A 24,826-nucleotide genomic window follows, 5' to 3' on the forward strand; every position below is an offset into this window, starting at 1 on the left:
ATTTTCTTCTAAGCCGGAATATCACCCAATGGCAGAACGATCCCCCCTCTTTCTGGGCCTCGCCCGTCCGCCCAAGTATCTGGGCCTCCCTGTCGGATACCTCGTGGTGCTGGCGACCGGGGTCGTTCTGCCGTTCATCTGGACGAAATCCATGGTTTTCTTCCTGATCGGCCTTGTCGCCTATCCGATCCTCTGGTTCGCAGCCGACCGCGAGCCGCATTTCTTCGAAGTACTGCGTGTCTCCTACGGCGCGGTGCGCCCGACGAAAAACCGGGCCCTGCATGGAGGCGACAGCTTTGGCGCTTGATGCAGGCACACTTTCCACTCACGGAACAGCCCTGCTTCAGGCTGGCGGCGGGGAATTCGCGCGGGAGAGCTATCTCGCGGAGCACCTGCCATATTTCGCGCTCGCGGATGATGACGTCATGGTCCTGCGCGAGGGCGACCTCTTGGCCACCCTGCGCCTCGATGGTCTGAACCCGATGACCACTGAGGACGCCCGGCTCGACGCGCTCAAACGCGCGGTTGCCGCCATCGTCGCCCAGATCGGCAACGCCTTCGGCTTCTACATCCACCGTATCTCCGTGCCGCAGGATTTGGGCATGCGCCCTATCGAGGGAGACAGCTTCGCCGCCGCGATTGATGCGCGCTGGCAGGCCCATGTCAAAGACCTGCGACCGGCCAAGCGCCAGCTCTATCTCAGCGTCATCCGGCGACCCGACATTTCGGCGCGCATCCCGCTCTTGCGCGCGCTGGCCCGCAAGGCCTGGGTCAAGGATCGCGCGACACGGATGCAAGAGCTGAACGAGGTCATGGGATTCTTCGAGGTTGCGCTTGCGTCGGCCAATCCCGTCAGGCTCACGAAGTTGGGCGGTGAGTGGCTGGGCTATCTCAACACGCTGAACGCGGGCACCTTCTCCCCCATCGCCTTCGGGCAAAGCGCATTGCCCCTCTCGCACACCCTGAGCAACTGCCGCGCGACCTTCGATGGCGACGTCGTCACCCTGACCGACGCCGTGACCGGTCAGGTCAAGTACGGTGCGCTCTTCTCGATGAAAACCTATCCGGCACTGACAGATGTCACGCTCCTCGATGCGCTCGACCTGCCCCTCGACATCGTGCTGACGAATTCCTTCAGCCCGATCCCGAACAACATCATGGCCGAACGCATCCAGCGGATCATCCGCCAGATGCACGCGTCCGACGATGCCGCCGTCTCCCTGCGGGAACAACTCGGCCAAGCCGCCGACGATCAGGAAGCAGGCCGCATCGCCTTTGGCGACCATCACCTCTCCATCGCCGTCTATGCGCCTGATCGCGACACGCTCGAACGTGCCGCCGCCCAGATCAAGCGGGTCGGCCAGGAGATTATGTCTGTCATCGTGCGGGAGAACATGGCGCTGAAGGCGACTTATTTTGCGCAGTCGCCAGGTAATTTCGGGTACCGGGCGCGGAAGACGCCGATCTCCTCGATCAACTTCGCCGACTTCGCGGCCCTGCATGGCAGCGTCGAGGGACGTGGGCCGGATCAGTCGCCTTGGGGTCAGAACATCTCGGTCCTCCCCACGGTCGGCACGTCGGGTTACCGCTTCAATTTCCACGAGGCGGGAGCCCCAAGCAAGGAACCGACCGTTGGCCATACGCTGGTTCTAGGGCGCACCGGCACCGGCAAGACGCTGACCACCGCCTTTCTCGCAGCGCAGGCGCAGCGGGTTGGCGCGCGGCTCTTCTTTTTCGACAAGGATCGCGGTCTCGAAATGGCCGTCCGCGCCCTTGGCGGCCGCTACAACGAAATACGGGCAGGCGTCCCGACAGGACTGAACCCGCTCGCCACCGAGACCGACGAACGTGGCCGCGCCTGGCTCTCGGACTGGCTCGCGACGCTGCTCACCCGAAATGGTACCCTCACCGGAGAGCAGTCGCGCCATATCCAAAACGCGGTCGGCCAGAACGCCGATGCGGGGGTAGCCCTGCAGCGCTTCGCAAGCTTCGAGACCCTGTTCCAGTCGCTCGATGACGACGGCGAGCTGCAATCCCGCGTTGCCGAATGGGCGCCAGGCGGACGCTATGGCTGGGTCTTTGACGAACCCGAGCGTGGCGCGGGCCTGAAGCTTACGGGCGACATCGTGGGCTTCGACATGACCGAAATCCTCGACATGACCACCGAGCGGATGGCCGTACTCTCCTACATTTTCCGCCAGATCGAACGCGTGGTCGAAGACCACCGCCCCACCATCATCGTGCTCGACGAGGCCTGGAAGCTCTTGGACGATCCCTATTTCGGGGCGCGGCTGGAAAACTGGCTGGTGACGCTTCGCAAGATGAACTGCGTCGTGATCATGATGACACAGTACCCGAGCCAGTTGCGCGACAGCCGCGTCGGCAAGACCATCGTCGAAACGGTGCCGACGCAGATCCTCTTCCCGAACGACCGCGCCACGATCTCCGATTACGACTTCCTGCGCGTGAACGCCAAGGAGGCCGCGCTCCTCGTCCAGCCCACCATCGGCCAGCGCATCGCGCTTGTCCGCTCGGCGGGCGACAGCGTCTTCGTCGATGCGGAACTCTCCGCACTTGGCGACCTCCTCCCCATCCTTGGCGGCGGCGCCACCGGTGAGGCCCGCGTGCCTGCCGATTGGCGCGCCACCCCCGATTTCTGGAGACATGTGATATGAGTTCAAAACCCTTCCTCGCGCTTTGGGCCGCCGCAGGCCTTCTCTCGGCTTGCGAAAAGTACACCGAGAAAACCTCGCCCTGCTTCGGACGCAACGGCGAGCCGCAGGTAACGCGCGCCGCCCTGTCCTTCTCGACCATGGGCGCACCGGTTCAAGAGGCTGCGAAGCCCGACTGCACATTCGAGCCCCTGCCCCGTCCGGAATGAACCGTGCCGCAATCATATTCGCCGGGTTCTGCCTCGGCCTCGGCGCCCTGCCCGCGCATGCCCAGGGCGTGCCGACGCAGGACAATTCCGCGATTGGCCGTGCCATCGCGCGGGTGACGGCGCTTGCCGAAGATCTGGGCGTCCAACAGGACAAGGATCGGACCGAGTCCACGCTGGCCGATGTTCAGGCCGATCAACTCCGTGTCCTCGAGGAGATGACTGCCGCCATCACCGGGCCCGGCTTCGATATCCGCGCCCTCGAAGGGAATGCGGATTTTGGCGTGGCGGCGGTCTATCCCAATACTGATCCAAACCCCATGAACAGCCGCCTCTTCGGCGAGGGCCGCGAGACGGTCGAGATGATGATCGTCGAGGTGGCGGGCGAATTCGCAGGCGCCCCCGGTGTGGCCCGCGCCGGGCTTTCGGCCACCCAATGGCGCTGCCTTTTTCAGGCCCTGATCAAGCAGGAAAGCCGATTCAACGTCACAGCACAAAGCCCGGTCGGGGCCTATGGTCTGACCCAGCTCATGCCCGGCACGGCCTCCGATCTCGGTGTCGACCGCTATGATGTGAAGGACAACCTACGGGGCGGCGCGCGTTACATCACCACGCAGCTCAACCGCTTCGGCAATATCCCCCACGCACTTGCGGCCTATAATGCGGGGCCGGGCCGGGTGATCGAATATGGCGGCGTGCCGCCCTTTGCCGAGACCCAAGGCTATGTTCGCAACATCTCCAAGTTCTACAACGAATACCTGGCCGTGGTGGGCGGCGCCGACGCGCTCGGCACGCTCTCGCCCTCGGACTTTGCGCTCGCCGAATATGCCAGCATCTCCGAGGCGGGCGTCTATTACGCCGCCGACAGCTCGGCCACGACCGAACAGGTCATCAATCGTCTGCGCGCGATCATCCTGCAGATCGACGCGCAGCCCAATGCCAAGGCGGCCTGGGAGCTCAACACCTACGCCAAGGCCGAGATCGGCCGCATCCTCAATCTCCGCGTCCGGTTGATGGCGGCAAACCAGCAGCGCGAGGCGGCCTATGCGCAGCACCTCGTCGCGGACCGGCTGGCCGAGCGCGACTTCATGCAAATGGGAGTTCCCGAATGAGACAGCTTCTCCTGACCGCCGCGGCGGTCACAACACTCGGACTCGCCTCGCCCGCTGCTGCCCAAGGAGTGCCAACCTTCGATGGCTCGCAGCTTGGCCAGCTCGTGGCGCAGCTCGAGCACATGGCGGAAGATCTGAACGTCCAGATGCAGCAGCTCGCCACAATGCGGTTGGAGTTGGAAACCCAGCTGTCGCAATTGACGAACCTCGAGGCGCAACTGACCTCGCTCATTGAGGGCAGCGGGCTCGGCGAGCTCTTCGCAACAGTCGAGGAATTCCGCGCGCTTCGCGGCAAGCTGGTCGCCCCACTCAACACCGCGCAGTCGCTGGCAAGCGGCGATTTCCTGAACGGCTTCAATCCCGGCGCCGAGCTGTCGGCCTCGGTCGAGCGGGTTTTGTCGGGGAGCGGCTTTACCTCGGAACGCCTGAGCACGCTTTCAGGCTCCGATCAGCCTGCCGACAACCGTATCGCCGCCTCGGCCGGGGCCAGCGCAATGCTGTCGGTCGCCGCGCAGGAAAGCCATGAAGAGGCAGGGCAAAGCCTCGGGCGGCTCGAGACCATGGTCGGGCTCATAGACGATCAGGACGGTCTGAAGGCCGCCGTCGATCTCAACACCCGCGTCACTGCCGAGCTTGGCATCATCCTCACCCAGATCTGGCGGCTGGAAGCGGCGCAGGGCGTCAGCGCCGGCCAGCTCGGCGTCGTCGATGCCGCGACCCTCGCGGATGAGCGCAAGTTCCGCTCGATGGCGGTGGATCCATGAGGCAAACCATGACTGTCAGCTTGGCACCAATTCGGTCTCTTTGTCTCGCCGCGCTCGTCGTGAGTGCCCTGACCTGTACCGCGCTGGCCCAGACCCCGAATACGGATCCGTCCGGCGAAACGCCCTTCAGTTCGATGGCCATCGCGCGGGACGCAGCCGACGCATGCCGTGTCCCGAGGCCGCCTGCCGATCTCGCCGAGACCGCTTACTTGCGCAATGGCTACCGCGCGATCCTGCGCATCCTGATTGCCGAAGAAGCGCTCGCCTCGGAAAATTGCACCTGCCTGCTCGAACAGTTCACCTGGGATCAGGCGCTTGATGCCCTGCCCCGGTTCCAGACCTCGGACAATCCTCGCCTGCCGTTTAAGGTGCTCGACCTCTACGCCAAAGCCGACGCGCTCGAGGCGCAAGTTGTGGAGGCCTGTGAAGAGTAGATGGGCGTTATTCGCGACATCCTGAGCCAGGTCGACGCCGCGGTGGATACCGTGGCGCAGGACGGCTTTGTCTCCTCGGCAGGTGCTGTCGGTGACGTGATTTCTGCCGGGGCCGCGCTCCTCGTCGTGCTTCTCGGGATCAACGCGGTCATGCAGCTTCGCCCCCTGCCCTTCGGCACCGGCTTTGCCTTCGGGATGAAGGTGGCGCTCGTGGGGTTATTCGCGCAGAGCTGGGACAATTTCAGCGTCATCTATGACATCGTCACGCAGGTGCCCGACTCCGTCGGAGCCTCGATCCTCGCCCTCACCGGCTCGGGTGACGAGGCCGGGGTCTATGAGAGCCTCGACAACATGGTCGCCCGCATCACCGCCTATGGCGACACGATCGGGGATCGCGCGGGCTGGGTCTTTGGCGCTGTGCTGGGCGCCATCTTCTTCGTCCTTTCCGCGGTCTTTGCCGCCGTCACTGCCGGGATCATCGCCTTCGCTCGCATCGTCTTCGCATTGATGATCGTGATCGCCCCCTTCATGATCGTGACCTCGCTCTTCAAGCCGACCCAGTCGCTCTTCGAGGCCTGGACCCGCGCGACCATCGGCTATGCGCTCATGCCCGTCGCCGCCGCCGGGGCCGCGGGCATCATTGTCGCCATCGCCGAAGCGATCGGGGACGCCTCCGCCGATCCCGGTGACGTGGAGACCGTCAGCCTGATCCTGCCCTTTCTCGTGATTCTCATCCTCAGCGCCGGGATCATGGCCTCCGTGCCCTACATCGCCTCCAACCTCACCGGCGTCGTCGGCATTGCCTCGAATGCCGTGGGTCTCACAGGCCTTGCGCGCCAGGGGTTCGTGAACACGCGCCAGTACGGCACCGGCGCGACCTCGCGCCTCGTCACCGGCAAATCCCCGCAGGAACTGAACCAGATGGCCAATGCAGGTGTGGTGAGAACCGGCGAGATGATCCGGCAAAGCCCTGGTGCGCTCCTCTCCGCCGCCAAGGCCTTCCGCAAACCCTGATTTGAAAGAAGATTGACTTGAAGAAGCTTGCGACCAGTTCCCCCGCGCCTGACCGCGATGCGTTTGAGGCGGATTTCATTTATGGGCCAAGACGGCGCGAGCGCTTCGCATGGTTTGTCGCAGCCGCGGGCGTGCTGGTTGGTGTCGCTGGCATGGTCGCGGGCGCGAGCCTCTTTCCGCTCAAGACGACCGAGACCTTCGTGGTCGTCGTGGACAAGGAAACCGGCGAAATGGACCGCGTCGCCGCCGTCCAGGCGCTGACGCTTTCCGAGAGCGACGCCATCATCCAGGCCAATCTCGTGGCCTATGTCGATGATCGGGAAACCTACGACCTGACCGATGGCGAGCAACGCATCAACTCTGTGCTTGATCGTTCGGATGGCGATGCCGCCCGCACCCTGCGCGATCTCTGGTCCTCCACCAACGAGGACTATCCGATCACCGTCTACGGCCGCGACGCCAAGATCGAGGTGGTGATCAAGTCGGTGAACCAGATCGAGCGCGGCGTGGCCCAGGTCCGCTTCACCCGCACCCTGCGCCGTCCCCGCGACACGCGCACCGTCACCCGGTCTTACGTCGCCACCGTCGGCTACGACTTCCAACCCGAAACCCGCCAGCGCCTTCAGGACGTCTGGGCCAACCCCTTAGGCTTCGTGGTGACCTCCTACCGCGTCGACGCCGAGACCCTGGAGAACTGACCCCCATGAAATCCCTGCCCGCGCTCCTCACCACGCTTCTCCTGGCGCTTGCCATTCCTGTCGCCGCTTTCGCCGAGGCCACGCCCCAAGGCGGCCCGCTCGACATCCGCATCCGCACTGCTGTCTACAATGAGAACCAAGTCTACCGGATCGAAACTGACTTGCGGCATTCGACCACGATTCATTTCGGGGCGGGGGAACGCTTCGAGGCCGTGATTGTCGGCGACACAGAAAGCTTCCAGGTCGATCCGATCCCCGAGCTCGGCAACGTGCTCACGATCAAGCCGCATGTGGCCAATGCCTCGACCAACATGACGGTGATCACCAACCGCCGCACCTATTCCTTCCATTTGCGCGAAGGCTCGATCCCGAACCGCACCGGCATGTTCTTCGAGGTCCGCTTCCGCTACCCCGACGAGGAACGCCGCACGACAGGTGCTACCCAGCCCAAGGGCTATGAGGCGCCGCGCAACTACAACTACCGGGTCTCGGGGATCGGCGACTTCCGCCCAAGCCATATCTATGACGACGGGCGCTACACGTATTTCGTCTTCCCGGAGAATGGCCGCCAGCCCGCCCTCTTCAAGGCCGATGACCAGGGCCGTGAGCGCACCGTGAACTGGACCCAGCAAGGCAACACGGTCCGGGTGCTTGGGGTGAACACCTACTGGACGCTGCGCATCGGCGACGAGGGGATCTGCGCCTGGCGCGACGAGAGCGCCATCTACGTGAGCAACTGACCATGGCCGATCAGACCCCTCCCGACCTGCAGGACCGCCTCGATAAATTCAGCCAGCGCGGCAGATCCAAACGCCGGGGCAACAGCCTTGGGGTCGGCGCGCTCGCCGCTGCCCTCGCCCTTGGCGGGGCCGGGGTCGCGTATTTCCTGGCGACTGGCCTGCAGGAAGGCGATAGCGCGCTCGAGACCTCCGATGTCGAGACCTTCCAGGACCGCCGCCCCGGCACCGGTGGGCGGTTGGAGTTTCCGCCCGACGAGACCGAGCAAAGGGTCAACGACGCGCTGATCGCCGTCGAGGAAGCGCTTGATGTGCGAGCGGCCCCTGCCCCCGAGCCGAGCGCCGAGGTGCTGGCCGAGATCGCCAAGCTCCGCGAGGCCCTTGCCGCGAGCCAAGCCGCGCGCAACTCGGAAATCCAGTCCGCCGTCGCGGATCTGCGCGACGCCTTCGACGAACAGAAGGTGGCGCTTGAAGCCACATTGGCCGAAAAGGAGGCCGAGTTGGCCAACCTGCAGCGCCAGACCGAAACGCGCATCGCCGGATTGCAAGCCATGCTCGATGCCGAACGGGCGCAGCGGGAAGGGCTCGAGGCCGAGCTCGACCGTGAGGGGCTGATTGCTGACCAGCGCCTGCTCGAGGAACGCCGCAGGCAAGAAGAGGAGCAGCGCCAGCGCGAGGCCGAACGGGTCGCCGAGGAGCTTCTGACGGCGCAGATCAAGTCTCCAGCCGTGGTCTATGCCGACGGTCCACGCGGCGGCGCGAGTGGCGCGGCGGGGGCCGATCCGGCGGCCGCCGGCACCGGGGGGCCGGTGCTCTCCGGCAACGAGCAGTTCCTGCAGAGTGCGCGACCGCTCGAGGTGCAGGAGGCCGCCCGTCTCGCTTACCCTGAGCGCACACTGACCCAAGGCTCCGTAATCCAGGCTGCGCTCCAGACCGCGATCAACAGCGACCTGCCCGGATCCGTGGTCGCGGTGGTCTCCGAACCGGTCCCAGCGTTTTCCGGGGACCGGTTCCTGATCCCCCGAGGCTCCCGCCTTTTTGGCCAATACCGCTCCGGGATCGAGATGCACCAGAAGCGCATCCTGATCCTCTGGACCCGCGTTTTGACCCCAGACGGCACCTCGATGGAAATCGCTGCCGTGGGCGGCGATCAACTCGGTCGCTCGGGGCTCACCGGTCTTGTCGACACCAAGTTCGCCGAGCGCTTCGGCGGGGCGGCGCTGATCTCCGTGATCGGGGCGGCACCGGCCGTGGCGGCGGAGAGTACCAACAACGAAACCACAAGCATCGTCCTGGGCGATGTCGGCAGCGATCTGCAGGACGCGGTCGGGTCGGTCATTGCCGACCAGGTCTCGATCGCCCCGACCATCTATGTCGATCAGGGCGCGTCGGTCACCGTGCTCGTAGATAGAGACGTGGTGATTTACTGATGGAGCAGGCGTCACCAGCCTCCTACCTCGAACGCTATCTCGATCCGTTCCGCGACCTTCTGCGGCGCGACGACGTGGTCGAGATCGCGATCAATCCGGACGGCAAGGTCTGGCTCGAGGTCGCGGGCGACGCCACCATGCGCCACGAGGGCCAGACCGTGGATCGGACCACTGCCCTCAACATGGCCCAGACCATCGTTGGCGACGCCAAGGCCCGCGTCTCTGAAAAGAACCCCCTCGTCTCCGGCAAGGTGGAATATGCGGGCCGCCCTCTTCGGGTCCAGGTCGCCGTGCCGCCCGCCATCGATCGCGGCGCCTCGATCACCATCCGCCTCTTCGCGTCGGGCAGCGTCCGGGATTACGCCCCCGCCTATCTCTTCGGCAAGGCCGTCTCGCTCGATGCACTCCGCGCCGAGAAGATGAAGAACATTGCCAGTCTCGCCGATGAGAACCTCGAGGCGGCGCTGCGGACTCTGGTCGAGGCCCGGCTCAATGTCCTGATCAGTGGCGGCACCTCGACTGGCAAGACCACCTTCGCCCGACACCTTCTGACGCATGTAAACGAACACGAACGGCTGATCACCATCGAAGATGCTTTTGAGCTCTTCCCCGGCCAGCCGAACACCGTCGCCCTCCTGGGCGACCGCGGTGCCGGGTCGCAACGCAGCGCCAACGCCCTCCTGCAGGCCTCCCTCCGCATGCGCCCCGACCGGATCATCGTCGGCGAGCTGCGCGGCGCCGAGGCTCTGACCTATCTCGAAGCGATCAACACCGGCCATGGCGGGTCTGTCTCCACCATCCACGCGGAAACCGCAGAACTCGCCATCGACCGGCTGGCGATCATGGTGCTGCAAGCTGGCACACCGCTGACCTTCGCCGAGGTGCGGGAATACATCCGGAAATCCATCGATGTGATCGTTCAGCTGGGGCGGTTCGAAGGGAAGCGGGGGATTACCGAGTTCTATCTGCCGGGACGTTGACATCTCACGGCAAAGCGAGTCCCGAAAACAATCGCTTCGACCGGTCTCATGGTACAACTTGGTTTGGACGTTGGTCTTTCCGATTGAAAACTCAGTCGGCGCATGGGACTAGTTTGACTATTGAACGCTCCCCGAGGCTCGATCCGTGCAGAAAATTGAAATTAAAGTCGAAAATGATCATATCCAGCGGGTTACCACCGCGAAACCGCTGGCAGCCATCTCTGAACTCATTTGGAATGCCTATGATGCGGACGCGCGCGAAGTAAAGGTTGAGCTAGAAGAGGGTCAACTTACAAAGCTTGGTGTCATTCGAGTTGTCGACGATGGAACCGGAATTCCCGCAGACGAGGTCGAAGCTTTCTTCCAATCATTGGGTGGATCTTGGAAGAAGCGCGCAATCAAAACCGATGGCGGCAGGTCAATTCATGGGGAAAAGGGTCAGGGGCGTTTCAAGGCATTTGCACTCGGCGATCGTGTAACTTGGGTATCCCATCGTGCCGGAAAGAAGTTTTCGATCAGCGGTGAAAAGTCGGATCTGAAGCGCTTCACGATTTCAGATACAGTCCCATCAGGGAACACTGGCTGCACCGTAGAAATTGAGAATGTCGTTCGCGATTTCGAAATATGGTCGGCAGACGGGTTCGCCGGGCAGGTCCGGGATGTGTTCGCACTCCAGCTCTACGAAGACCCAGCTTTCCGTATCATCTATGATGGCGAAGAAATCGACGCGCGGGATGCAATTCGCGATGTGACGCCCTATGAAATTTCGGCGATCACCGAAGATGGTCATGAGTACAAAGCCACACTCGACATTATTGAGTGGAAAAAGAAGGTCGAACGGAAGTTGATGCTTTGCCTACCAGGCCGATTCAGCTTCCACGAAATGGCGCCGGGAATTCATGCCCGCGGGTTCGACTTCACTGCATATTTGACCGCAGACCATTTTCAGGACCTTGCAGACGACAACACAGAAGGACTCGTAGAGCTCGACCCGCCTTCCATGGCACTTGTCGAGGCGACAAAGGCAAAGTTGCGCGAGCACTTTCGCGAGCGCGAAGCAGAGCGTTCTCGTGGTAAAATCCAGGAATGGAAAGAGGCCAAGATCTATCCCTATGAGGGAAAAACTTCTGATCCTATCGAGATTAACGAAAGACAGGTCTTTGATGTCGTCGCATTGAATTTGGCCGACTATAGCCCTGACTTCGATAGGGCACCGTCGAAGCAGCAAAAGCTGATCCTTCAGCTCGTCAAAGCAGCAATTGAAACTGGGCCAGGTGCCCTGCCTGCAATTCTCGAGAGTGTCGTAGACCTTCCCAAGGCAAAGCAAGAGGAACTGGCAGACCTTCTTCGAAAGACCTCGCTTACTGCTGTTATCAATGCCGCAAAAGCTGTCACCGACCGTCTAGAGTTTTTGCGTGCCTTACAGATCCTGGTATATGACCCAAAATCCAAACGTCAGCTACTCGAACGGTCTCAACTTCACCGGATTATGGCCCAAGAGACATGGATTTTCGGAGAACAGTTCAACCTGATGAACGACGACGAGGATCTATCCGCCGTTTTGCGCAGCCATATCGAATTGCTGGGCAGTGACAGTGATGATGGCGTTGCTCGGGAAACACTCGCGCCAAGTGCACCAGTTCTCGACGCCGAGGGCAGAGCCGCTATTGTTGATCTGATGCTGTCATGCCGGATGCCTACCGCCACCGATGAAGAGCGCAAACACCTCGTCATAGAACTAAAGCGCCCAAGCCAAAATCTCAACGAAGACGTCATCAACCAGATCAAGAAGTACGCAAAGGCCGTGGCGCTCGAGGACCGTTTCAAGCACTCGAACGTGGAATGGGACTTCGTCGCAGTGGCCAACCGCTTCACAAAAGACGCTGAGTTCGAGGCACGGCAAAAAGACAAACCTCGTGGGCTGGTCCTCGAAATCGATGACCCGATCAAAATCCGTGTCTGGGCCAAGACCTGGGGAGAGATCATTCAGGAGGCAGAAGGGCGGCTAACCTTCTACAAACGTCGCCTAGAATATCAGGCCAACGACAAAGAAGCTTTGCGGTATCTACGTACGATCAACGCAGACTATCTAAGTGAGGAGGTCAAGGAACGGATCTCGGCCCTTGATGCAGAAGAAGGCGTGGCCGCAGAGTAAGATCCGAACAAAGCTTTGTTCAGCTGTACCAGGACCTATCGTCGAAATGATGCGCAACCAAGGTTAGCTCGGTAGGCTTTTCAACTGGCGCTTCGAACCTCAACCAAAATGGAAAGTCGTGTTGGATTTCCGCCGCGTCGTGCTTGGAGCCATAGTGCAAGGTGACATTTGCAACACCTGAAAAGCGCACAACGATCACCTTTGAACGCAATGCTTCAACTTCGATTTCCGCATCGTCGATCCAAGGGTCGATTTCGTATCCTTTACCTGCCAGAATATCGATGTCATCGAAAGTCTGCTCGATCAACGCGTCCGACATTGCGCGATAGACATCATCCACCAACGCCTCTTTGACTGCGCTTCGTCCTTCAGAAAACGATACAAGTAGTCCCTCAAGCGCCGCCAAGGCTTCATCAACAAATGAACTGATGGTCGCCGCGTCGTTGACCAGCGTGTCCGGCCGAACATGTGTTGCCTTATTCAGGGCTTCTATCGATCGGATCGCCGCGCGGTGCAAGTCGTCAACGTCCAATCCCAACTGTTCGACGAATGCGTCTTCCAGGCCTCCCTGAGTGGAATAGATGGCCTTCTGGCGCCGTGTGACCGTCCTCGTGTTTGGCTCTTGTTTGAACCAACCGCATGCGCGCACTTCATCATCCGGCGCGTCCGCATGCAGGATGTGCCCGAACAATTCTCGCATTCCGGCCGCTGCAAGGTGCAATCGAACAGGATTGTTCTGATCGTTTGCAACCATGAGACTGCCTGCAAGCAAGTCCCGGGAAAACTGATCTGGAAGACGATCCTCGACGGCCAAGAGTTTACCTTTCTAGAGCAGACGCAGGAGCATGCGGCCAATGCCTCGATTTTAGAACTTCCCTGATGGGATCTGAAAGTACTGTTACGAAAAAAGTTCGAGCGATCGCAATCGCTACCCTATGACTTGACCGTTTTCAGCTTCATACCACTCGGCAACACGCTGACATAGCTGGCCAAGGAAGACATCAAAGATGAGGGGCTCGGCCGCGCCCTCAGGAAAGAAGGAGGGATGGGCGTTTTCATCCATCGTCCAAGTGCCAATGACTTCCCCATCCTTGGTAATCACCGACCCATCCTCACAGAGGTTGATCTTAAATCGCAACGGTTCGCTCAGCGAAACGCCATAGGCCTGCACCAACCCAGCCGCTTCCTCCTCGGTCCACTCGACCGGCTCAAGTGCGATTTCCGGTTGCCTTGGCGACTTGCGTTCGGTCTTCCGGCGGGTCTTTTTGACCGCCCATGGCGGCTCGGAGTTTTGCACAGCGGCATCGAGTTGGCGTTGCAGGTTCTCGGGGTGAAATGCCCCGCAGTCGCTCATTTGATCTTGGAATACTGCGGCGCTGCCGACCACCTGCGTTTCGTAGGAGCCTTGATGCTCAAACACCATTCGGACCGCACGTGCGCGGACCTCAGGCGAGTAGCGATTTGCCATTTTGCTTTTTGTCATAACCATCATCCTTACTTAAGTTGATGGTCTCCGGCAAACTCGGGGCAATTCAGTTTCGTGTCCGCTACCCTGTGGTAGTGGTTGCCCAGGCTTTCGATTGAGCGCCTGACCAAGTCCCAGGATTGCCCAACATAGACGATCTCACCCGCGCAGCCGATCAGGTATATCCCGGACGAAAAGCGCCTCGTGGCAAGTAGTCGATCGAAATCTTGATGCCGATTTCTCAAGAACACCTGACGTTTCCATAGATGGTAGATAGCGCTGCTTTTCATTTGGATTGAGAGATGATGGCCATTACTGAAAAATAGGAATGCGGTGTTTGTTTCGCAATCTATAGCGCGCCATCTATCTCAACTCCGCCCTCACAAGCCCGGCAAATCCACCCTCCTTGAAATTATCAGTTCTGACCAGACTCGGAAAATCTGGTAGCCGTTCCAGTTCAACCGAAGGCAGGAATATTGTCGCGGAACAGGCTGGCAACTTCGCGCATCGCGCCTCCAAGTACATCTTGGATAGTGCGCGAGCCACAGCATAGGCACCAGCCAGGTCGATTTTGGAAACGCGAGTTCGGTTAATCGGCATCAAACTACCCTTTTGAACAGTAGGCCCGACTTCGAAATAGATCAGTTGGCCGACCACCCCGAGACGGATAACGTTGCACCTATTCCCTCGTGAAATCGAGACCATCGGTACGAGATCACGCAGCCAAACCTTGTTCTGATCGCACCACTCCAGGGCTCGTTTCAGCATCAGTACACCGCCAATCTGCTCCTTCCAGATTGGGCAAAGGTGCTGAAACCCCGCGAATCGAACACATGGATCGTCTCTCGCATCGTTCGGAACTAGGTCTCCTTCGTATGTCACCCGAGGAGACCACAACGCCTCTTCGAGCCGAGGGGCATCCTCCATGCCGATGTGGAGGCCTTCCACGGAGACCTTCGTCGTCGGGGAAATCTCCCGATAGCGCGCCTTCATCAGGCTAACCGGCGGAAGCTCCCGTGTGGTCTGCGCGAAGAGGGATGGCGTGTTGGGCCTGAAGGTGGTCTCAGCGACGCCGCGCGGTGCGTCCGCGTTGATATCGTGATCAACCAGCCAACGGAACGGAGTCCCAAGCTCCATAGGATCATCGCGCATTAGCGAAAGGTGCGGCAAACCTTTCTTCAGCGCGGCCCGGATCTCGCGAGTGTCCTGCTGCTCAGCACCCATCACCTGTCCCATCACCGTCTGGCGATCGTGGTCGCTTTGGCGTGTCCGCAACGCAGCTTCTAAGCGCTCACGTTCTTCCACTGGCAATTGGCGTCGGTGATAGGTGATGGAAACATCAACATCACCGTAGTCGTCCCGCTCCTGCAAGGCGCTGCCAAATAGCTTCAAGGTGATACGTTGCAGACGATCAGGGTCCGAATTGATGATCTTCGCACGGTTGATCAGCTCTAAGACAGTAGCATTGACCTTTTCAGGATCGATGCGTTTTCGCTTCTTTTCCAAGGCCAGCCGATTGCCATTTGGCGTAAGTGTCCAGAATAGGAGCTGTCCTCGGACATCCGAGGGTTCGATGTAGCCAGCCACGGCCAACGCCCGTAGAATCTCATCAGCACGAAGCGCGTCGCAGTCAAACGTGCGAATGACTTCTTCCAGACCAATTCCACCACCAGGCGTCGCGGACCGAAGAACCGAGCGAGCTTCGTCCAAAGAGACACCTTCGATCGGATCGTGCTTTGGATTTTCCGCGGCCTCAACTCTCAAAATAAACTACCTTCCAGACCAAAACGATTTTCTCGGAACCACTGTAGGTTAGAGGGACCGTCACGTCATCACCCACCCAACAACTCCTCAATGAAGTCCTCCTGCCGGTCGAGGGCAGCCTCCCATTCTTCCGGCACGGCAGCTTCCCGCTCCAGTGTCTCGGGCTCAGGCTGCCCGCGCCCGGCCTCCAACGCCATCACACTCATCGCCCGTGCCTCGCGCCGCTGTGATCGGTCCCGGACAGGCGCGCGTTCGACTGGTTTCACCGGGTCATCAGCTTTTGCCTCGTCACCACCGTCGCCACCCACTATTCCATTCCAGGGCCCCACGCCCTGCACACTCGGCGGATAAGGGAACGGCTTGCCCTCCTGCCGAGCCAGCATGTCCTTGAAGAAGGGATCGTCGTAATACTTGATCCGGCTCGCCTTGATCGGATGCTGGGGCGAGGCGAGGATGATCACCTCGTCGGGGTCCATCAAGCGCGCTTCGGTCTCGGAAAGTAGCGGCCGCTCTTCCAGCCGCGCTGATGTCGAGGTCGCCCCTAGGAAGCCCTTGTTGCGGCCATACATCCGGGTCACAGCCTCGCGCGTGGTGCTGCCGACGGCGGCGGAGACTTCCTTCACGGTGCGCTGGTCCCGAGGGGTGATGTAGAGCTTCAGCCCTGCCCCGTTCTCGAGGCTTTCGCGGCCCTCGGGCCCATAGATGCGATCAAGCGAAGCCAGCGATTGCGCAATCATCGCGACGCGGCCGCCATAGCTCGCCAGCGAGTGGATCGCGCGTTCGAGATAGGGCATGGCCCCCATCTGCTGGAATTCGTCGATCATCATCATCACCGGCCAGGGCTCGTCCGGACCCGGCTCGTTCAGCCGGATCGAGGCGATGAGATCGGCGAACATCAGGCGCAGGAGCGGCGCCAACGTCGCGATGTGATCTTCGGAGACTGCGATGTAGAGCGACTGCGGGGTCTGCCTAAAGGTCGAGAAATCGAAGTCGCTCGCCTCGGTTGCCGAGCGCACCGCCGGGTTGTCCCACTGTTTGAGACCGGCAGTCATCAGCGCCTGGATGTTCGAGGTCAGAAGCCGCGAGGAGGCAGAGGCCGCGTTGGTCCAGAGCTCGCGCAGGATGTCTTCTTCGGCCTCGTCGGCATAGGTCTTGTACTGCGCGTTCTTGTATTCGCCCCCGGCGACGATCTTGTTCACCTCGCCAAGATTCGGCGTGCCACGCTGGATCGCCAGCAGGCAGGCCGCGACAAAGATCGACTTGCCGGCCTCGGAGAAGGTGTCGAGTTGCTTATTGTCCTTGTCGAGGAAGAGGTCGGCGAGGATCGAGACTTCGGTGAAGCGCTGCGCGAATCTCGGTGCCTTGGCGATCCGGGCGAGCGGGTTGTAGCGATGCGTGGCATTGGCCCAATCAAAGGGGCTGAAGCGATAAACCTCATCGCCGTTGAGCGCCCGAAGTCGCGCGGTCTTCTCGAAGTTCTCGCCCTTCACGTCGAGCACCACGACCGAGCCCCCGAAGCCCAGGAGATTCGGGATCACGAAGCCAACACCCTTACCGGCACGGGTCGGCGCCACCATCATCACATGCGGGATGGTCGTCGAGGAGATGAACTCCGCCTTCGAGGTCGGAGCGCCGAGTTTGCCGCAGACAAAGCCCTTACCGGGGGCCTGCAGCATGTCGTTCTTCTTCAGCTCCGCCTTGGTCTGCCAATGGGCCGAGCCATAGTCGTCCCGTTCCTTCTTCCAGGTCCAAGCGAGCGCCAGCGCGCCGAGGCCGATAGCCCCGAAGCCGACAGCGCCAAACCCCACCTTGAAGGCGTCGGGATGCGCCGCGCGGGTACCGGCGCCAGCCTTCCAGAGCGCCAGCATGTCGAAACTGCCAAAGCCGGTTTTCAGGGCCAGTATCAGGTAGAAGGCGGCGATGATGGTGCCGATGACGGCGCCGCAGATCACACCGAAGAGGAGCGCGGCCAAAAGGGGAAGTGTCTTGGTCATGGTGGTCATCCCCCTTTAGAATTCCATCTCGTCATCGAGACCACGATCCAGTTCTCTGGCACGGCCAAGGTCGCGCCCCATTTCCTGCGCCTCCTGCTGGCCGCGCAGCCGCGCCACTTCGGTCGCCTTGTCTTGCTGCAACCCGGCGGCGCGGTCGGTGAAGACCTGGTCGCCGGTCTCCTCAAAGGTCATCTCGAGGAACTCCTGCGTGACAGTGATCTGGTCAAGCTTGCTCGGAAGGGCTGCGTCCAGCACCTCGTAGTTGCCGCGCCGAAGTTCGGCCAGGCCCTCTTCGCCCAATTCCTTAAAGAGCTCGGATTGCAGGGTCCGCTCGACCGTCTTTTCCTGTTCCTCGGTAAGCTTGCCGTCCCGCAACATGTCGGCGAGGTCCTGCAGGTAGGGATTAGGCGTCCGGTCGTCCTCGTCGATGAGCGGCAACGTCGCCTCTTCCTCGTCCGCGAGGGTTCGACCGATCTCGACGCCCAGTTCCTTGGCGCGTTCCATCAACGCGTCCATCACGCCGTCGACCTTTTCCAGAGCGGCATCCAGTTGGTCATCATTGGCCGTCTCGACGCTGAAACCGTCCTTGGCCAGCACCGCGTTCATGTCCCGCTCGACCCAGTCCTGCGCCATGCCGTAGTTGCGCGTGCCGCCCGCTGCGATCCGGGCCACCAGCTCCTCGCTGTCCATGCCCGCGCCCTCGGCACGCTCGAGCACGTCGCGGAGCCCTTCGTCATTGCCGGATTGAAGCGCGGCGATCAGCACGTCGCTACCTGCCCCCGGGGGATACGGTTCCTCGAGCTGCTTGCCAAAGCGCGTGCGCAGCTCCGGGTCCGGCACCATCTGCGAAAGGTCCGCGATAATCGGCGCAGCCTTCGCCTCGAAGACGGCACGCTCGGCTGGGTCCAGTTCTTCGGCCTTGAGCCTGAGCGCCTCTATCGTGCGCTCGGAATAGTCGATCGCATCACCGACGGTCTTGATGTCCTTCATGTCTATCTCTCCTTCGGTGAAATTCCACGGCGTTCCCGAACCAAGCCCGTCCGCCATCCCACGCACGGCGCGGGCCATGTGGTGCCGATCCATCCGGTCCAGCAGGTCGGCGAGGTTCTTGTAGTCCTTGGCGAAGCCCACCACCTGCGCTTGCGCGATGGCGGATTCCTGGGCCGTCATGACGATCTCGCGCGGCAGGCGGGCCTCTTCCTTCGCGCGGTAGATCTCTTCGATCCCGGCGGGCTTCTCGAAAATGCCGCGCTCGAGCCGGGTGGTGGCGTCGAGCATCACGCCGTAGCCTTCAGCGATCTCGGCCTGCTTCTCGCGCATCAGCTGCGGCGACATCACGCCCTCGGCCCAGCAAGAGAACCAGGTGCCGTTTTCGACGCCGCGATTGTTCAGGATGATGTGGGCATGCTTGTGCGCCCGGTCGTCATGGACCGCGAGGACATAGTCCCACTGATCGCCATATTCCCCGCTCTCGAAGAAATGCTCCGTCCAGTCCATTGCGATGTCGCGCACCTGATCGACGGTCACGTCGGTCGGGAAGGACAGGAGCAAGTGCGAGGTGAAACCGAGCTTGGTCGAGCCGCGCCAGGTCCCTGCCCAGTCCTCGATAATGTCCTCTTTCTGCTCCTCAGAAAGCACCGTGGCATCGGTCAGGGCATTGGTCATCGTCGAGTAGGTGTAGACAGCCTTGTCGTTGATGTAGGAAATCTGCGCCCCGAGCGAAGCACGCGTCTTGCAGCCTCCGGCCCGGATCCGTTTGAAGACCGCCGCCCGGCTCTGACCCGACGCTGCCTTCAGCGCGTTGCGCGCCGACATGGATCCGACATGCGCGAAGCTCCGCCCCTGCCGACGCCCCGCCAGCCGCGCGTCGATCCGCGCCGCGGCCTGACCCCGGATGCGCTCATCTTCCCAGAGCCGCCCCATGACCGAGGTATAGAGGGCGAGCGGATCAGCCATTTCGAGAGTTCCGGTTCTTCAGAAAATCATCGGGTATCGCCGTTCGCGGTCGAGGCTTTCCGAGAGGCAGCGAAGGGCAATCCAATTCTGAACCGGAACTCTCACGCACCAGCCTCAGACCGCCGCCGGTCGCGGGCAAGCTGTCCTCCAGAACCGCGCCCTCCTCCCCCTGCCCTTCTTCCTTTCGCGACCACTCCCGATGACGCAGCGCCTGCGCCGCATCCTTCATCCGGCCCATCTCACGGCTCATCGACTGCGCCAGATCGAGCAACTCGATCAGCACCGCCCGGTCCGCCTCCGAGACCTCCAGCCGACCGCGATGGACCGCCTTGGCGAGCACCAGTCCGGTGTCGCTCACGTCCCTCGCCTGACGCCATGCGGCGCAGAATTCGGCGACCAGATCGCGGGGGACATCAAGGAATCCGCAGCGACCGCGCAGCACCGCATTGAGTGCCTGAGACCGGTTGGCATAGCCCCGCGCGCGCCACTCCGCATCGAAGGCGTCCAGCTCGGATCGGCTGGCCCTGAACGCCACTGTCTCGCTCGGATCGCGCACCGTGATCCCCTCGCCCGCCCCCTCTTTCGCGAGCCGGTTCACATGACGCGGAGAGATGCCAAATGCCGCCGCCAGGTCCCGCGCGCTTTCGCCCGCTGCAAAGCGCCGCGCGACTTCGATGCGCTCTTCAAGCTTCAGGTTTTCCGCTGGCCTCGGCACAGGTCAGACCCCTCGGACAAAATGTGCAAACATTGGCCATATCCTGCCAACGTCTTCCTTCTCTCCTTCGCTTATACTTCAATACATCACATTGCGCAATATTACGTTTTGCGTGTCGTGTATTTTTGCAGTCATTGGACGCCATCAAGACCCCGCGTCGCGGCGCGATATTGAACCGGTCCCGCCCTCATCGATGCAGGACAACCAGGTCGAAAAAGCTTCCGAAATTTACGCTCAAACAGCACGCGACGACGAGCAACCCAAGCGCCCGGGCCGGTCACGGATCGGGCGCCAGGAACACGAAGGTGGCCCGCGCGGGATGGCGCGGGGCAAACACTCAGAGGGCTTCACGATGCTTCAAAGAAACAGTTTCAGACCCCTGCGGATTCGAAGACCCGCAAGGGGGTGTCTGGGTCAGTGACCCAGTCCCGGAGAGCGCAGGTCGTCGTAGCGGATGCGGGCGATCAGCGCCTCGGTCTCGAGGCTGTCGAGGGTCTCGGGATGGGCGTCTTCATCGAAGGCGGCGAGGTAGGCCTCGAAGGCCATGTCGGCTTGCAGCTCGGCGAGGTCGATGGATTGTTCGAGTGTCATGGTGTGATCCTTTCCGTTGATCGTCGTTGGACGGATCGTGGAAAAGGCCGGGGGCATGAGAGCGGGCTGCACCCGGCACGGGGCGGAATAAAATGGAGCACGCCAGGAGCAGGTTTGTTGTGAGCGATGCCCCGCAGCGCTCAAGGCGTCACGGTGCTTTACGTTTTCAAAAGACCAAAGATGTTCGAAACACGCGTTCGAGCCGCAGGCGAGAGGCAGCGTGTTTCGAGGCTATTCAGCGTAAAGAACCAGCCGTCCAGAAACCTGCCCCTGGCGTTGCCGACCGCTCGACCCCGGGCTAGCGATCTGACAGGCCAACAGGTCGACGGAAAGGCGCGCGGCGGTGACCCTGACGTGAGACGTTGCCCCGGGATGCATGACGTTGATTTGCGATTTCGTTGCCTGCGGCAAAGGGCGAGTTCGCCGCCCCAGGGAGCTTCGCCAAGACGGCCCAGGCACGGGTTGCTCGACTGAGAGAAGGAGTGCGCTTGCCTCGCTAACTGGGCTCCCAGTTTTCCCTGCTGACTTTCGGTTCAGCCTCGGGTTCCCGCGATCCGCGTTGTCACAGAGCAGAAAGATCAAAGCCGCAACTGCGACATCTCCAGTCTGACTATCCGCCTCTGCGTCCGCTTCCAAAATATTCGGCATCCTTCGGAAACCGATATTTCGCTGGCCGTGGGCTAGTTCCCCGAAGCGAAAAAGCCAGACCGCCGGAGCGGTCTGGCTGTTGGCTTAGGCGGCGTCTTTGGGACCCCAGGGGATGACGGCCTGCAGGGACAGATCGTCCTGGTTCGCGGCCTTGCCAAGGTTGGCGTTGAAGCCATGGTCGCGGATGGTCAGCGTGTAGTAGTCGGCGCCGGTCTCCTTGTTCTGCTTCTTCCAGATGCCGCCGCACTCGACCAGTTTGCCGCGCGGGGAGCGGCCGAGGACGCGGTGCGTGGGGGCCATCGGGTTCGTGCTCGCGACAGGTTCGACCGTGATGTCGAGGTCGAAGGTCAGGGTCGAGATGGAGCCGACGCCCTTGGCTGTTTCGATGTCGGTGCTGGTGAATTTGATGCAGTTCGTGGTCATTGCTCTTCTCCTTGTTTGCGTTGCAATGATGGTCACCTTGCAGCTGGCCAAGGCTTGGCCACACCGAAGGCGAAGCGCAGCGGAGAGGGGCAGGCGACGGTCTTTTTGATCCGCGAGGAATGGCCCGCAGGGTCAGGGGAAAAAGATCGGTGACAACCTTTGTGGACGGGACGACAGCTGCGACCAACATGTCATGCAACTCAGACAAAAGGAGAAGTGCGGGGGCCGCGAAGGAAGCAGGGGAACAGCCGAAGGAGATGCTGCGGGGGGCAGTGTCTTCTCTTTCGTCTTGCCCCGATCCGCACCCGGACGGGTCAGAGCTTTGCCGAGCACTGCCCAACGTATCGCGACGGCTAGCATCCCTAGGCAAACTGGTTGAGCGCAGGGCTATCTGGCTGAGCGATTTCAAGCGGACCGTCAAGGCAGCTGCAATTGGTGCATTTTACCCAGGCTTTGAACGGACCCTCTACGGCAGCCCGATAAATTGCGATTTGCGCATCACAACCATCACCGGCCTTATGCCAGCTGCGGCCAATGCAATCCGGCCGTCGTCGGACATCGTTTGCTACACATGATCGCGGCGCGGAGCTGCGTGTCCGGCAAAGCGAGGACCAACACCGGTCGAGACGCGAGATACGTGATCACTGATGTCACACGCCCGCCCCAGTGACCGAAACCGGAACGGCCGAGATTAAGCGTTATCACGACCATGCGACGGCTGGCCGGGTTGGCTCCGGAGGAGACTGCCCGGACAGCGGCACGTCGCAGGGAGAGGCGACGTTTCAGCTCGGGGAGGGCGGCTGCGTGCAGCCGACCGAGTAGGGCGCGGTCCTGACCAAAAAGCAGGAGGGGCCAAATTCATCAAGACCTAACCATCACACGAAGGACTCGGTTGGCCGCGAAGGAAACTGGGTGAACCGCCGGTGGAGTTCCTGCGGATCGACGGTAGTGCTTCGAGCTAGGCCTTTGCCGCTGTATGTCCGACATGTTGCAAAGAACTGAGCCGACCCTGTCCGCAATTGCACAGCCTTCAGATCAGAGGACTACACGTGCATGAGGCATCGGCAGTGGATCAGTAAGGGCAGTCCGGCCCCGGCCGCAAAACGCCCTCCCCAGTGGCGCGGCCCAACGCAACATCTTGACCGCGCTCAGTCAGCTCGAGCACCCGATTATCGTCGTATTGGCCCAGCCGCACCAAGCCGAAGGTCTCCAGTGAGCAGGCGGTCGAAGTGAGTTCGTCTCGTGTGGCTGCAAGCGCAATTACTCGGAGCCAATCCAAAAGGACGAGTTCATGCGTTCGGTAGCACGGAGCCCGCTCGAGCGCCCGCAAAACAGCCAAAGCTCGATGCGTTTCTTTGATGTCTTCAATCGGCGCGACAATGTTAGACGTCATAAAGGATTCACGCCCATCACCAAATCCGTCTCCTTCATTCAGCTCGGTTATTGGCCTGATCTTGAAGAACCATCAGACGAGCCATTAGGTCATCGAAAGCGATGGCGCCTGACTGAAGTAGCCCTGCTTCCTGCATTTTCTGGTAGTCTTGGGCCAGCGCCTCAAGGGCCACCCCTTCTGGGATCAGGCAAAGCGACCCTGAGACGGCATCGGCATAGTTAATCGTCGCGCCCGCACGATCGGTTTCGCGAAAAAAGTGCTGTTTGTGCTTCGCAACATCTTGAGCAAGCGTCTTATCCTCCAGCGCCCGTGCAGCGATACCCACAGCCTGCAGACGATCAAGATCGTACCAGTGACGCGCATAGCGGTCGCCGCCTCGAAACGTGCCTCGCAGGCAATAGGCATGGATAGCTGTCGCCTTCTCCCAAAACGTCCGTTCGGCCATCATCACACGAGGCATGGCAACGGGCGTAAACAATTCAGGTAGCGCCCCAGAGAGGTCGCAAACCACTTCGTGACGCTGCGCCGGTTCACCTGTGGACCTGGCGCCAAATTCCAACAAGACCGAGGATCGAACATATCCGCTGCCGCTGCGCACCGCGTCGTAGTTCAGATAGATCTTGTCACCTTCTACCCGGATTTCTGCCGGGAGCGCCGCTGCCTTGACCTCGTCCGACAAAATGGGGGCCACTTTTGACGCCACCCACTCGCCCAAGCGATCCCGAACGGCTTCGGTCCATTTCTGAGCTTGCGAGCGGCTTGGCGGATATGGATCGTCTGGGTCCTTGATAAGATCGGGAATGATCTGCCGGATATCATATGTCAGATCGACATCTTCTGAAAACCGGTCGATCGCCTTGTAGACCTTCGAAAGCGACGTTCCGCCCTTGAACACCAAGTGTTCGCCAAGATCACTATCGAACAAGGCGTTTAGGACCCAAACGACCCAGATGTCCTTTTCCAAAAGGTCCGCGGGCCGCCCCAGTTTCGAGGCGGCCACTTCCAGCGCGTCGATCTTGTCTTCGCGCGACAGCGAAAAATAGGTTTGGCTTTCGGTCATTGCAATGACGCAAGCGCGCTAAGTTCCTTTGCCATCCAGGTCGGCGCAGAGGCGCGAAGGCTCAGAAGCTCTCGCTGCTCCTCTTCGTTCAACGTCGCCTTTATACGCCTCAAAGCCTGGGCAGCTTCAGACTTACCGAAATAGGCGAGCGCCCGAAAGGCGTGTCCGGCACGGCTGTTGGGCGCACGAAGCTGCCAGCTCGGCACATGTTTAAGCTCGACGCTTTGCGCTCCGAGCTTTAGATGACGGCTCGGCCCGGAGGTCCAAAAAACTTGACGGGATGGATTCTGCGTCGAAATGCCGAGTAGGTTCGCTGCCGACGCTCCGCTTTGCGACACGCGCTCACCTGTTGATTTCGCAATGTGCTCAACCACGGCCTCAACCGAGGGTGCCCGGTTCCCGAAGCGGGTTTTCATGGGCAAGGCGAACAATCCTCTCCTCACACGCAGAAGCTCCCCACGCCGCACCAACCGAGACAGCGCCTGATCGACCGCCGCACGCTCTCCGAGGTGCAACAACTCCCGCGCCGACAGGGTCGCACCCTCCGGCAGCGCTTCAGCATAGGCCTTGATCGCTTGAGATGTGGTTTGCATGTTCGCCTCCAAGTGTCGGATA

Annotated in this window: 23 protein-coding genes; 12 read left to right on the forward strand and 11 right to left on the reverse strand. The window is 61.2% G+C overall.

Features of this window, described 5'->3' with window-relative positions; all coding sequences use genetic code 11:
• Positions 1–28: 28 nt before the first annotated feature.
• From ACN0TS_RS15195 to ACN0TS_RS15250, 12 genes are all read left to right on the forward strand, one after another.
• On the forward strand, positions 29–307 hold the full coding sequence (locus ACN0TS_RS15195) for a type IV secretion system protein VirB3 (protein WP_417260210.1): 279 nt from the start codon (positions 29–31) through the stop codon (positions 305–307).
• On the forward strand, positions 282–2,675 hold the full coding sequence (locus tag ACN0TS_RS15200; RefSeq protein ID WP_417260211.1) for a type IV secretion system protein B4: 2,394 nt from the start codon (positions 282–284) through the stop codon (positions 2,673–2,675). Before ACN0TS_RS15195 ends, ACN0TS_RS15200 begins: the two co-directional genes overlap by 26 nt.
• Positions 2,672–2,881, forward strand: a complete 210-nt coding sequence (locus ACN0TS_RS15205; protein ID WP_417260212.1) for a hypothetical protein — start codon at positions 2,672–2,674, stop codon at positions 2,879–2,881. The genes ACN0TS_RS15200 and ACN0TS_RS15205 overlap by 4 nt, the downstream gene beginning before the upstream one ends.
• Positions 2,878–3,990 carry a lytic transglycosylase domain-containing protein gene (locus ACN0TS_RS15210; RefSeq protein ID WP_417260213.1) on the forward strand — a complete coding sequence of 371 codons (1,113 nt, stop codon included), beginning with the start codon at positions 2,878–2,880 and terminating at the stop codon, positions 3,988–3,990. The genes ACN0TS_RS15205 and ACN0TS_RS15210 overlap by 4 nt, the downstream gene beginning before the upstream one ends.
• Positions 3,987–4,754: a type IV secretion system protein gene (locus ACN0TS_RS15215; protein WP_417260214.1), complete on the forward strand. Its 768-nt coding sequence runs from the start codon at positions 3,987–3,989 to the stop codon at positions 4,752–4,754. The genes ACN0TS_RS15210 and ACN0TS_RS15215 overlap by 4 nt, the downstream gene beginning before the upstream one ends.
• A gap of 8 nt (positions 4,755–4,762) precedes the next feature.
• Positions 4,763–5,188 carry a hypothetical protein gene (locus ACN0TS_RS15220; protein ID WP_417260215.1) on the forward strand — a complete coding sequence of 142 codons (426 nt, stop codon included), beginning with the start codon at positions 4,763–4,765 and terminating at the stop codon, positions 5,186–5,188.
• The gene (locus tag ACN0TS_RS15225) at positions 5,189–6,202 is read left to right on the forward strand and encodes a type IV secretion system protein (protein WP_417260216.1); all 1,014 of its coding nucleotides are present in this window, start codon (positions 5,189–5,191) and stop codon (positions 6,200–6,202) included. It begins immediately after the preceding gene.
• 17 nt (positions 6,203–6,219) lie between these two features.
• Complete coding sequence (locus ACN0TS_RS15230) at positions 6,220–6,900, forward strand: virB8 family protein (protein WP_417260217.1); 681 nt, start codon at positions 6,220–6,222, stop codon at positions 6,898–6,900.
• A 5-nt stretch (positions 6,901–6,905) separates the two neighbouring features.
• Positions 6,906–7,640 carry a TrbG/VirB9 family P-type conjugative transfer protein gene (locus tag ACN0TS_RS15235; protein WP_417260218.1) on the forward strand — a complete coding sequence of 245 codons (735 nt, stop codon included), beginning with the start codon at positions 6,906–6,908 and terminating at the stop codon, positions 7,638–7,640.
• Positions 7,641–7,642: 2 nt separating this feature from the next.
• Positions 7,643–9,067 carry a TrbI/VirB10 family protein gene (locus ACN0TS_RS15240; protein WP_417260219.1) on the forward strand — a complete coding sequence of 475 codons (1,425 nt, stop codon included), beginning with the start codon at positions 7,643–7,645 and terminating at the stop codon, positions 9,065–9,067.
• On the forward strand, positions 9,067–10,047 hold the full coding sequence (locus ACN0TS_RS15245; protein WP_417260220.1) for an ATPase, T2SS/T4P/T4SS family: 981 nt from the start codon (positions 9,067–9,069) through the stop codon (positions 10,045–10,047). Before ACN0TS_RS15240 ends, ACN0TS_RS15245 begins: the two co-directional genes overlap by 1 nt.
• 145 nt (positions 10,048–10,192) lie before the next feature.
• Positions 10,193–12,202: an ATP-binding protein gene (locus ACN0TS_RS15250; RefSeq protein WP_417260221.1), complete on the forward strand. Its 2,010-nt coding sequence runs from the start codon at positions 10,193–10,195 to the stop codon at positions 12,200–12,202.
• 19 nt (positions 12,203–12,221) lie between these two features.
• Here the strand turns inward: ACN0TS_RS15250 and ACN0TS_RS15255 are convergent, their stop codons facing one another.
• The 11 genes from ACN0TS_RS15255 to ACN0TS_RS15305 form a co-directional block, all read right to left on the reverse strand.
• On the reverse strand, positions 12,222–13,016 hold the full coding sequence (locus tag ACN0TS_RS15255; protein WP_417260222.1) for a hypothetical protein: 795 nt from the start codon (positions 13,014–13,016) through the stop codon (positions 12,222–12,224).
• A gap of 114 nt (positions 13,017–13,130) precedes the next feature.
• Positions 13,131–13,685 carry a hypothetical protein gene (locus tag ACN0TS_RS15260; RefSeq protein ID WP_417260249.1) on the reverse strand — a complete coding sequence of 185 codons (555 nt, stop codon included), beginning with the start codon at positions 13,683–13,685 and terminating at the stop codon, positions 13,131–13,133.
• 345 nt (positions 13,686–14,030) lie between these two features.
• On the reverse strand, positions 14,031–15,431 hold the full coding sequence (locus tag ACN0TS_RS15265) for a hypothetical protein (protein WP_417260223.1): 1,401 nt from the start codon (positions 15,429–15,431) through the stop codon (positions 14,031–14,033).
• Between the two features lie 68 nt (positions 15,432–15,499).
• Positions 15,500–17,425: a type IV secretory system conjugative DNA transfer family protein gene (locus tag ACN0TS_RS15270; RefSeq protein WP_417260224.1), complete on the reverse strand. Its 1,926-nt coding sequence runs from the start codon at positions 17,423–17,425 to the stop codon at positions 15,500–15,502.
• 15 nt (positions 17,426–17,440) lie between these two features.
• A complete protein-coding gene (locus ACN0TS_RS15275; protein WP_417260225.1) occupies positions 17,441–19,381 on the reverse strand; it encodes a relaxase/mobilization nuclease domain-containing protein in 1,941 nt (646 codons plus the stop codon).
• The gene (locus tag ACN0TS_RS15280) at positions 19,374–20,096 is read right to left on the reverse strand and encodes a helix-turn-helix domain-containing protein (RefSeq protein WP_417260226.1); all 723 of its coding nucleotides are present in this window, start codon (positions 20,094–20,096) and stop codon (positions 19,374–19,376) included. Before ACN0TS_RS15280 ends, ACN0TS_RS15275 begins: the two co-directional genes overlap by 8 nt.
• Positions 20,097–20,510: 414 nt before the next feature.
• The gene (locus tag ACN0TS_RS15285) at positions 20,511–20,744 is read right to left on the reverse strand and encodes a hypothetical protein (RefSeq protein ID WP_417260227.1); all 234 of its coding nucleotides are present in this window, start codon (positions 20,742–20,744) and stop codon (positions 20,511–20,513) included.
• A gap of 675 nt (positions 20,745–21,419) precedes the next feature.
• Positions 21,420–21,758 carry a DUF736 domain-containing protein gene (locus ACN0TS_RS15290; RefSeq protein ID WP_065331505.1) on the reverse strand — a complete coding sequence of 113 codons (339 nt, stop codon included), beginning with the start codon at positions 21,756–21,758 and terminating at the stop codon, positions 21,420–21,422.
• A 1,072-nt stretch (positions 21,759–22,830) separates the two neighbouring features.
• The gene (locus ACN0TS_RS15295; protein WP_417260228.1) at positions 22,831–23,151 is read right to left on the reverse strand and encodes a hypothetical protein; all 321 of its coding nucleotides are present in this window, start codon (positions 23,149–23,151) and stop codon (positions 22,831–22,833) included.
• A gap of 34 nt (positions 23,152–23,185) precedes the next feature.
• Complete coding sequence (locus ACN0TS_RS15300; RefSeq protein WP_417260229.1) at positions 23,186–24,211, reverse strand: nucleotidyl transferase AbiEii/AbiGii toxin family protein; 1,026 nt, start codon at positions 24,209–24,211, stop codon at positions 23,186–23,188.
• Positions 24,208–24,804 carry a DUF6088 family protein gene (locus ACN0TS_RS15305; protein WP_417260230.1) on the reverse strand — a complete coding sequence of 199 codons (597 nt, stop codon included), beginning with the start codon at positions 24,802–24,804 and terminating at the stop codon, positions 24,208–24,210. Before ACN0TS_RS15305 ends, ACN0TS_RS15300 begins: the two co-directional genes overlap by 4 nt.
• Positions 24,805–24,826 lie beyond the last annotated feature (22 nt).

This window comes from Celeribacter sp., assembly GCF_048266405.1.
GTDB lineage: Bacteria > Pseudomonadota > Alphaproteobacteria > Rhodobacterales > Rhodobacteraceae > Celeribacter.